The 8,661-nt window shown below is 57.7% G+C and carries 4 protein-coding genes and 4 pseudogenes; 4 read left to right on the top strand and 4 right to left on the bottom strand.

Going from position 1 to position 8,661, the window contains the following annotated elements:
- The first annotated feature begins 445 nt into the window (after positions 1 to 445).
- Positions 446 to 1,456 (top strand): ATP-grasp domain-containing protein, encoded by a 1,011-nt coding sequence (locus EM858_RS26670; protein WP_127758546.1) that lies wholly within the window; start codon positions 446 to 448, stop codon positions 1,454 to 1,456.
- Positions 1,457 to 1,992: 536 nt separating this feature from the next.
- Here the strand turns inward: EM858_RS26670 and EM858_RS26675 are convergent.
- From EM858_RS26675 to EM858_RS26685, 4 genes and pseudogenes are all read right to left on the bottom strand, one after another.
- Positions 1,993 to 2,555 (bottom strand): annotated as a pseudogene (locus EM858_RS26675) (transposase); the annotation flags it as partial.
- A 634-nt stretch (positions 2,556 to 3,189) separates the two neighbouring features.
- Positions 3,190 to 3,510, bottom strand: a pseudogene (locus EM858_RS27695) (zinc ribbon domain-containing protein); the annotation flags it as partial.
- Entirely contained in the window at positions 3,452 to 4,270 is an 819-nt protein-coding gene (locus EM858_RS27550; RefSeq protein WP_245483064.1) for a recombinase family protein, read from the bottom strand. The gene EM858_RS27550 and the pseudogene EM858_RS27695, both read right to left, overlap by 59 nt.
- Positions 4,271 to 4,556: 286 nt before the next feature.
- Positions 4,557 to 5,018, bottom strand: coding sequence for a helix-turn-helix domain-containing protein (locus tag EM858_RS26685; protein ID WP_127758547.1), 462 nt, complete (start codon positions 5,016 to 5,018; stop codon positions 4,557 to 4,559).
- A gap of 491 nt (positions 5,019 to 5,509) precedes the next feature.
- On the opposite strand from EM858_RS26685, the gene tnpB reads away from it, so the two are divergent.
- From tnpB to EM858_RS26700, 3 genes and pseudogenes are all read left to right on the top strand, one after another.
- Positions 5,510 to 5,668, top strand: coding sequence for an IS66 family insertion sequence element accessory protein TnpB (gene tnpB, locus EM858_RS26690; RefSeq protein ID WP_280960156.1), 159 nt, complete (start codon positions 5,510 to 5,512; stop codon positions 5,666 to 5,668).
- 52 nt (positions 5,669 to 5,720) lie between these two features.
- A pseudogene (locus tag EM858_RS26695) lies at positions 5,721 to 7,255 on the top strand (IS66 family transposase).
- Between the two features lie 959 nt (positions 7,256 to 8,214).
- Positions 8,215 to 8,661 (top strand): annotated as a pseudogene (locus EM858_RS26700) (KamA family radical SAM protein); the annotation flags it as partial.

Consider the following 8,661-nt stretch of genomic DNA (forward strand, 5'->3'; position numbering starts at 1 on the left):
GAATGGATTGGAGCATCGGCAACATGGCGTCCGACGCGGGTTTGAGTGCATTTTGGGATTGAATTTGCCGCCAGGTCTGATTCACTATCACCATGACGACTGCAAATCCTCGCCACCGGTTCCGTGTCTTTAAGATTTATATCCGGTGTCCTGTTGACGACGTCTGTGTTCAAAGTCAGACACCCTTAGGCGCTAGTATCATGCCGCCAAGGGCGAAACCCGAACTTTTTGTACTCCTGCTCGCAACACTTTGGTGGCATGCCAATTGCATGTGCACTGCCACAATTCTCATTCCGACCATGGCCGTCGCGCGGTCTTGAGTTCACATGACACTCGCTCGAACAAACCAGGCCAACCGAGCGGACAGTACAGCTGGAGATCAGGGTACGGACGCCAAATCCGAGTGAATGAATGTGACAACGGGCAAACATCCAAGGAGTAGCTGATGCGAGTAGCTGTCGTTAGGAACAAAGATGTCACGGGCGTGATCAACCGGTTCGGTCAGGCTTATCCGCAGCCGGCGGAGCCTTATGCTTGGCCACAGGACTCCAGCGACGGTGTGGTGGCGGCGCTGCAAGAGGGCGGCCACGAGGTGCTGCTGTGTGAGGGTGATAAAGGACTGCTCGCGACGCTCGAGCGGTTCATGCCGCCAGATTCGCAAGCCCGCCCTTCGGGAATCGTCTTCAACTTGGCTGCGGGAATTCAAGGCGAAGCCCGTTACACCCACGTTCCGGCGATTCTCGAGATGGCCGGTATTCCGTACACCGGATCGAGCCCGCTCGGGCATGCGCTGGCGCAAGACAAGGTGATCGCCAAGAGGCTTATCCGCGCACACGGCGTGCCGACGCCGAACTTTCGCGTGATGCATTACGACACCGTGGATACCGGCGACTTGCGATTTCCAGTGGTAGTGAAGCCGCCTCGCGAAGATGACAGCCTGGGATTGCAGCTCGTACGTGAACCTGATGAGCTAAAGCGGGCCGTGGAAGCGATTGTCAAGCAGTATGCGCAGGAGGCGCTGGTGGAAGAATACGTTGACGGGCGGGAAATCAGCGTGCCGCTGCTTGGAAACGGAGATCTCGAGGTGTTGCCTCTTGTGGAGCATGACTTCGGCGACCGCCCAACGCGTCTTATGACTTGGGAAGCGAAGTACGTCGCGGCTGCGGCCCCGTCGAAGATTTGCCCGGCACAGATCGAGAGCAGGCTTGCGACAGTCCTGCGGGATATTTCGATTACAACATTCCGCGCTTGCCAGTGCCGGGATTACGCACGTGTCGACTTCAGGATCGACCGCTCCGGCCAGCCTTTTGTCCTAGAGATCAACGCCAATCCGTCACTCGCAACGGACTCGTCATATTTCGTGGCTGCGGAGACCATCGGACATAGCTTAGTGAGCTTGGTCAACCGCATCCTGGATACCGCCCACACGCGGTATTTCGGAACCACTATCCTCTAAGAATGACGTTGCGTCTTTCGGTAGCGCCGCTGAGTCGTCACTCTGTCGTCCGCACGGCTTCGGGGGCGACATAGCGAGGCAGGCACAGAACGGATGGCGTGGAAGTTTTCCTCTCCTCTGACTCGAGCGTCGACGCGCAGGAGGAGTTGATGGGTCGATGGACGCCGATCTCGTTGGCGCAGAAGGCAACGACCGTTGCCAAGAACCCGAGCCACTCGAAGCGGCCCGATCTTCCGGCGCCATCCAATGTCATTGTGTCCTCTAATCGTGGGCCATTTGGCAAGTCCTTTTCTTTCTGATGAGTCTTTACACCTTGAGGCTATAGAACTGTATCCCGGGAGCATGGTCGTCTTCGCGGTCGACACACGGCCGCCGCACGATGGGGCTTCGCAGGAGGGGCTTTCCATTGTCCACAGCGCACTGCTGAAGTGAGAGGTGCAACACAATGAACGGAATAGCTCAGCCTATGTCCCCGGCAGGGACAGCTCTTCACGTTCAGTTCATGAGCGCCAAAACCTTCAGGGATAAGGGATTGATCACGCAGTCACGATTTCCGCTGTATTGAAAAGCTCACCTGATTTGAGCATTGCATGCATGATGACTGCCAGCTTACGCGCCACGGCAACCGCCGCGCGCTTAAATCCGACCCGTTCACGCAGTTTCAGCCCCCAATCGCGCAATCTACTTGTTGCTTGAGTACGGGCGAGGAGTGTCACAGCCTCTTCGTAGAGCAGCCCCCGTAAATGCGCGTCGCCGCGACGGGAGATATGCCCATCATAATCAACCTCTCCCGACTGGTAACGGCGGGTCGTCAGCCCAAGCCAGGCCCCCACCGATCGGGATTTGGGGAGATTGTTTGGATCCTCAATCGCTGCCATATAAGACGTGGCGGTGATGGCCCCGATACCCGGGATTGACATTAAGATCTGACATGCTTCACTACCTCGGGCATCGGTGATAAGCTTTTTGCCCAAATCCGTCGCGCGTTGGCGAGTCTGTCGCCAAGCTTCAGCAGCCGCAGGATGATAGCAGAAAGAGCATCCTGGTCCGCCAGTAATTCGCGCACCTTTGCTTTCGTTGAGAATCTCTGCGATCTCGGAAAAAATATGATTGTCGAGGAGTGTATCGATCAGTTCGATGATGTCGGGATTCGTCTTCACCTGCTGGCTGGGAGATTTTGGGCTCATGGTGACGAGGGTCTGGGTTTTGCCGCCTTTGAAGCGAATATGAGCCTTGGTTGTGCCTCTCTTCGGTAGCTTGAGGAGGGTGACGTCCTCAATGATGTGGGCAAGCAGGCGCTTTCGTTCGCGGTTCGGGGTCTCTGGATTTGTCCAGAGTTTTTTGAAGTCCGCCGTCATTGCGACCAACCGCTCGTGGATGGCCTTATCGAGGATGAATTGATCGTTCTCCCGGGCGCGCTCGCGCTCTTCGCGGGCATTAGCCAAGATGCGGAGCTTCTCGTTCCATTCGCCTTCGAGCGTGTCGGCGACCAGGCGGTTATTGGGATCGACGAGCATGAAACGGCGCTGGGCGAGATCGGCTTCCGTTTGGGCGCGCTCGATCGCGCGACAGCGCAGCCGATCCGCCTCTTCATGTCGCGCTTCGATCTCTTTGCGGACTTCAATCGCCAGTTCGATGGCTGCCGGGGTCATCTGCTCGGCGATCAGCATGCCGATGGCTTCGTCGACGGGAGGTGCAGCGATCGCCTGGCACAAGGGTTCGCCGCGATTGCTACGGGCGCGATCACAAACGTACCAAGCTTCCTGCCGACCGCGTCGGGCAGCGTAGCGCATGCGAAAATGCCTGCCGCATTGCCCACACACGGCCCGCCCTTGCAGCAGCGCCGGGCCTTCCCGCGGAGGTGATGCGACAGCCGCGTTCCATTTATGGCAGATGTTCGACTTTAGAATCCTCAGATTCTCCTGATGCTGCTCCCAACTGATGTAGCCGGGATGGGCATCTGGAATACATGCCGTCCAATGATCATTATCTTGTTCACGCACAATCCTCTTGCCAATCGATGGTTCGTCGATAGCGGCGGCGGCCATAGGCATAGGCTCCGGCGTAACGTGGATTGTGCATTACGCGCATCGCCGTCGAAGGCGTCAGTGGCCGGAAAACCGTCTGGCTGTCGTGCAGGCGTGAGGGAAAGAGAATGCCCTCCTGACGAAAGGCCTTGACGGTCTGGGAGGCGGATCCGACGCGAGAGAACGTCTCGAAGAAATGGACGATCGTCTCTCTGACTTGCATGTCTGGTTCAAGCGTCACATTGCCGGAATGATCATAGACCAACCCGGTTGGCAGGGGGCAACGGAACTCGCCACGCCGGGCCTTGTTGAGGATGCCGCCTCGCAGGCGTGCCTTGATCACATGCAGTTCGGCCTCACTCATTGTTCCCTTCAGGCCGAGCAGGAGCCGGTCGTTGAAACTTCCCGGGTCATAGACACCGTCTTCGTCGAGGATCAGGGTATCGGCAAGGGCGCAGATCTCGAGCAGCCGCTGCCAATCGGCATTGTTGCGCGCCAGACGGGAGACCTCCAGGCCCATGACGATCCCGGCATGCCCCATGCCGACATCGCTGACCAGCCGCTGAAATCCTTCACGCCAGACCGCCGATGCGCCGGATTCACCCTGATCGTTATCGATGATGATCTGCTCTTCTCGCCAACCAAGGGCGATGGCGCGGCCGCGAAGCGCATATTGCCGCATGGCGCTCTCGGTATTGTCGATGACTTGCCGCATCGAAGATTGGCGGATGTAGAGGTAGGCGCTGCGTTCGAGGTGATGAGACTGGACTTTCAGGTGTACATTCATGGTGCTCTCCGTTGGTGGATGCTCATGGCGATGGTCGCCAGGACATGAACGACGGCGCTGAGGTCCCCGTGCGCCGGCCGGACGGCCGATGACAGGTAAAACTGCTCTTGATCAGGGCTTGTCGCTGCAGGCACGGCCCGGGCCCATCCCCACATGCCGCGGCGCAGAAAAAGCATGAGGCCGCTACGGGCCTTAAGCGGCAGAGCTTCGCCGAGAGCCGTGCTGCGCAGCACCTCGTATTGCTCCGTGATGGCCGGCGAAGAACATGCCGGTCCCGTGACAACGTCTAACGGATCGTTTTTTTTAACACCCGTTCGATCGTCCTGGGATGAACTGCGATATCGAGTTCGTTGCGGACCAGCTTGGCGAGCTCGCGTGCATGAACGGGTTCGCCCGGGACCAGTCGTGCCTGCAGAAATGCCAGGACTTTGTCGTCGATCTTGTGGGGTCCGCGGGGACCCGGCTTTGCTGGCACCAGTCCGGCAATCCCCCTCGTGTCGAAGTTTGCCTTGGCCTGGTAGTAGGTTGGCCTGGAAACACCATACTCGTCGGAAGCGTCCGTTACCGAGACGTTGTCGATGGAGACGCGCCGCAGCATCTCGTATTTGACCTGGACGGCGTCGTGCGGATCGAAGAACTCGCTGCCGCGGAACTTCGGGTCGCGCACCTTCTCGGGGCTTGGATTGAAGGTGCCCTCGTTGATGAGGGTATCCATCTTTGATCGCTTGCCGCCGTACTTCGCGGGCATTGCGGGCTCCGGGTGTGAGATGGTCTATTGATGTAAATATATTTATACCGCACTTCTCGTTTATATCAAGGACGCTCTCACATTGAATTAGAGAGAAGTGGCAGGAAAAGCGGGCTATTTTGCTCATTGTGAGTCCTCCTGCGGCATAATCTCGTTTACCTTGGCGGCATAATTATCCTTACACTCCGCTCGCGACCGCGCTGCCAACCTGCCACAGAGGTGTTCCACCATGCTGGCTAGTTCCATCAAGTTCGTAACCAGCAAGAGAGCGCGCCCATTGCTCGCGACAACTTCCGGATCAATGCTCACAAGATCAGTCCATTGAGGGGGAACCGGCCATATGGCGCCATCGTCGGTCTGCAACAGCAAACGTTCGCCCTGCAAGTTACTTCGCTTACCAACGCAGGGCAGCTGCCGTCCGAAAAGGGGATGAAACTGATGCGTAACCAGCACTAGCTGCTGATCTGCGCTGGGGGAGGCTGCATTCTCAGATAAGGGACAAGCGGTTGACCGAGGACAAATTCCGATGGCCGCGCCGTGAAGTGCCGGTGGTCGCGCTTACAACCGAGCAGCTCCATTGGATACTCGACGGCATTGATATCGACGCAATGGTCCGCCACCCGGTGCGGCAATACCAGGTCGCCGGCTAAGGGCGGCGCTTGGTCGGTTGACGCGGGGCGGCGGTTCAGATTCAAGACTACGATGGTACGAACCGGCGAACCGACTGTTGAAGAGTTGATGGCGCGCATTGCGGCGCTGGAGGCGCAGAACCGCCAGCTCACAGAACACGTTGTCAAACTCGAGGAAGAGCTGGCGCTTGCACGGCTTCATCGTTTTGCGCCGCGCAGCGAAAAACATGTTGATCGCCTCTTCAATGAAGCTGAACAGGTTGTTGGTAAGGACGACGCCGACCGCGAAGAGAACGATGTCGTTGACCTCCGGACACAGGGTTGCCGCCCGGTGAAAGCGCCACGGGGAAGAAGCGTGGCCGCAGGCCGCTGCCAGCAAACCTACCGCGCGAGCGCGTCGAATATGACCTTCCCGACGATCAAAAGGCTTGTCCTTGCTGTCGGAGCCAGATGCATCGCATGGGCGAGATCGTTACCGAGCAACTTCATATCGGGGTGAAGGCAAAGGTCTTGCAAAATGCTCGGTTCAAATATGCTTGCCGCAATTGCGACCGCACCGGGATCAACACGCCGATTATAACTGCGCCGATGCCCCCGCAGCCCTTGCCAGGCAGCATCGCCACGGCCTCGACGCTGGTCTTCGCGCTCGTTCACAAATACGTCGACGGTACACCACTCTACCGTCTGGCGCAGGCATTCGAACGCGCCGGCGTTCCTGTCAGCAGAGGCACTTTGGGCCACTGGGTAATCGGCTCAAGCGAAAAGCACCTGCATCGCATCTATGACGCGCTGAAACTGCGGCTCAGATCGCAGCCCCTCATTCATGGTGACGAGACAACGGTTCAGGTGCTGAAGGAAGAGAACAGGGTGGCCACCGACACATCGTATATGTGGGCCTACCGGAGCGGCGAGGACAGTGCCGAACCGATCGTGCTGCTCGATTATCAGCCAGGCCGCGGCCAGATTTACCCGCAGGCCTTCCTCGGTGATTACCGTGGGATATTGATGAGCGATGGCTACACCGCCTGGCGCACGCTGGGTGGCGCAACTCATGTTGGATGCATGGCCCATTCCAGACGGCGCTTTGTCGATGCCCTCAAGGCCAGAAAAACGGGTGGAGGGCCGCCGGAGCAAGCCCTCCGGTTCTTCGAACAGCTCTACCGGGTTGAGAGGCAGGCGCGGGAAAAAACGCCGGAGGACGGCGAGACCCAGGCCGACAGCATTCGCCGTTTCCGTCAGCAACACAGTGTCCCCATCCTCAACGCCCTCAAGGAATGGCTCGACGAAATCAAGCCGAAGGTCTTGCCTGACAGCAAGCTCGGCGACGCAATATCCTACACCCTCAATCAATGGGAATATCTGACGCGCTATACCGAGGACGGCAGGACGCCGATCGACAACAACCTTCTGGAGCGCGTGTTCAGCGACACCGTCGAAGGAGCTAACGCCAGCGCCATCGTTTACAGCCTGATGCTGACCTGTCGCGCCTGTGGCGTCGAGCCGTTAGCATGGTTGCGCCACGTTCTCACTGAGTTGCCGCAACGCGCCGTCGATACCGATGTCGACGACCTCTTACCCTTCAACTTCGTCAGCGTCGTAACTGCCTGATTACGCCACCTGCCGTTCCCACTTCGAACGTGATCTGCCGAAATCAAGCACGTCAACGTGCTGGGAAACGAGCGCTTACCCTTCATCGACACATCAAGTCCAATAAATTCCAGTCTCGACTGTTCCTCTCTATGCTGCTGGGCCCGATCCAAAACCGTGAGCCCGTTTCTTCACCCTATCGGGGAAGAGTCACCTCAAGCTTGATAATAGCGCTACACCGCCGACTCGCTCCCGCGATTATCCCATGTCCACAGTCTCCCTTGTGGACACAGAATCCCTCACTGCCACGTCTATGAACAGGTGCGGGGATTTCCGCGCTTGCGTTTCGATGGTGTCGGCAGTTCGAACGAGATATTGCGCGCACAGCATCAGCGATGAGCGTTACGAGCGGCACATGCTTCCCTGCGTTGACAGGAGTGGATGGCGACGATCCGCCGTGGCTATAGGAGCAATGCACCATTCAAACATTGGAGTTCACAATCACCTCATGATGACCTCGCGCGCCTTCAGGGCGCGCTCAATGCCGGCACAATGATCCACGCTCGTGTCTCCGTGATGTTTTGTCGCTGGCCTCCCCATGCGCACCATTATTGTGAGGTCGACCGCCTCAAATTGAAAGACTAGTTATCCGTCACCCCTACTAATGTCGCGACAGAAACCACCTAGATGTCGGCTGCGTTTTCCACCGGATTCCGTCGGAGCACCGCGGAATTCCCGCCTTGTGCAACGCATTCCTCGATGTCGTATGTCCGACCAAGCCGGACATGCGAATGGCACTACCAGCGCTATGATATTGTTTTAAAAAGATTGTCTTCTTTGGCACGATTCATGCTGTGTTATCCGCAAACGCGTCGCGACTTTGGACGATCGCCCTGTGATCGCATTCACCGGCTATGCTGTTGCCGCCGTCAAGGCGGTTATCCTGCATCTGTCCTCTTTTCCGCTCAAGGGAAGCTCCGATGAGCCACATTGCGTATGAGATGATGAGACATGAGTTCGCTGACGCTGCATGGCAAGAGCGTCATGCTGTTACTCGCGTTGACCAGTTGCGCGAATGGATGGGGGTCGACGCCGACGGCAACCTGATGCGAGACGTTGAGCTCGGCCTCGCGCGCGCGCCGATGGCGATGCGGATCACGCCCTATGTGCTGAATTTGATCGACTGGTCGAATTTCAGCCAAGACCCGATCCGAAAGCAGTTTATTCCCGTTGGAAGCGAAATTCTCCCATCTCACCCGTTGCTAAAAATGGATTCGCTACACGAACGAGAAAGTTCACCTGTAGATGGACTGGTGCATCGCTATGACGACAAGGCACTTTTACTCGCAACGGATCGCTGCCCGGTCTATTGCCGTTTTTGCACCCGCAGTTACAGTGTGGGTTTCGACACACAGTCGGTATTGAAG

Origin of the sequence: Agrobacterium sp. CNPSo 2736 (assembly GCF_004005385.1) — a bacterium.
GTDB lineage: Bacteria > Pseudomonadota > Alphaproteobacteria > Rhizobiales > Rhizobiaceae > Agrobacterium > Agrobacterium leguminum.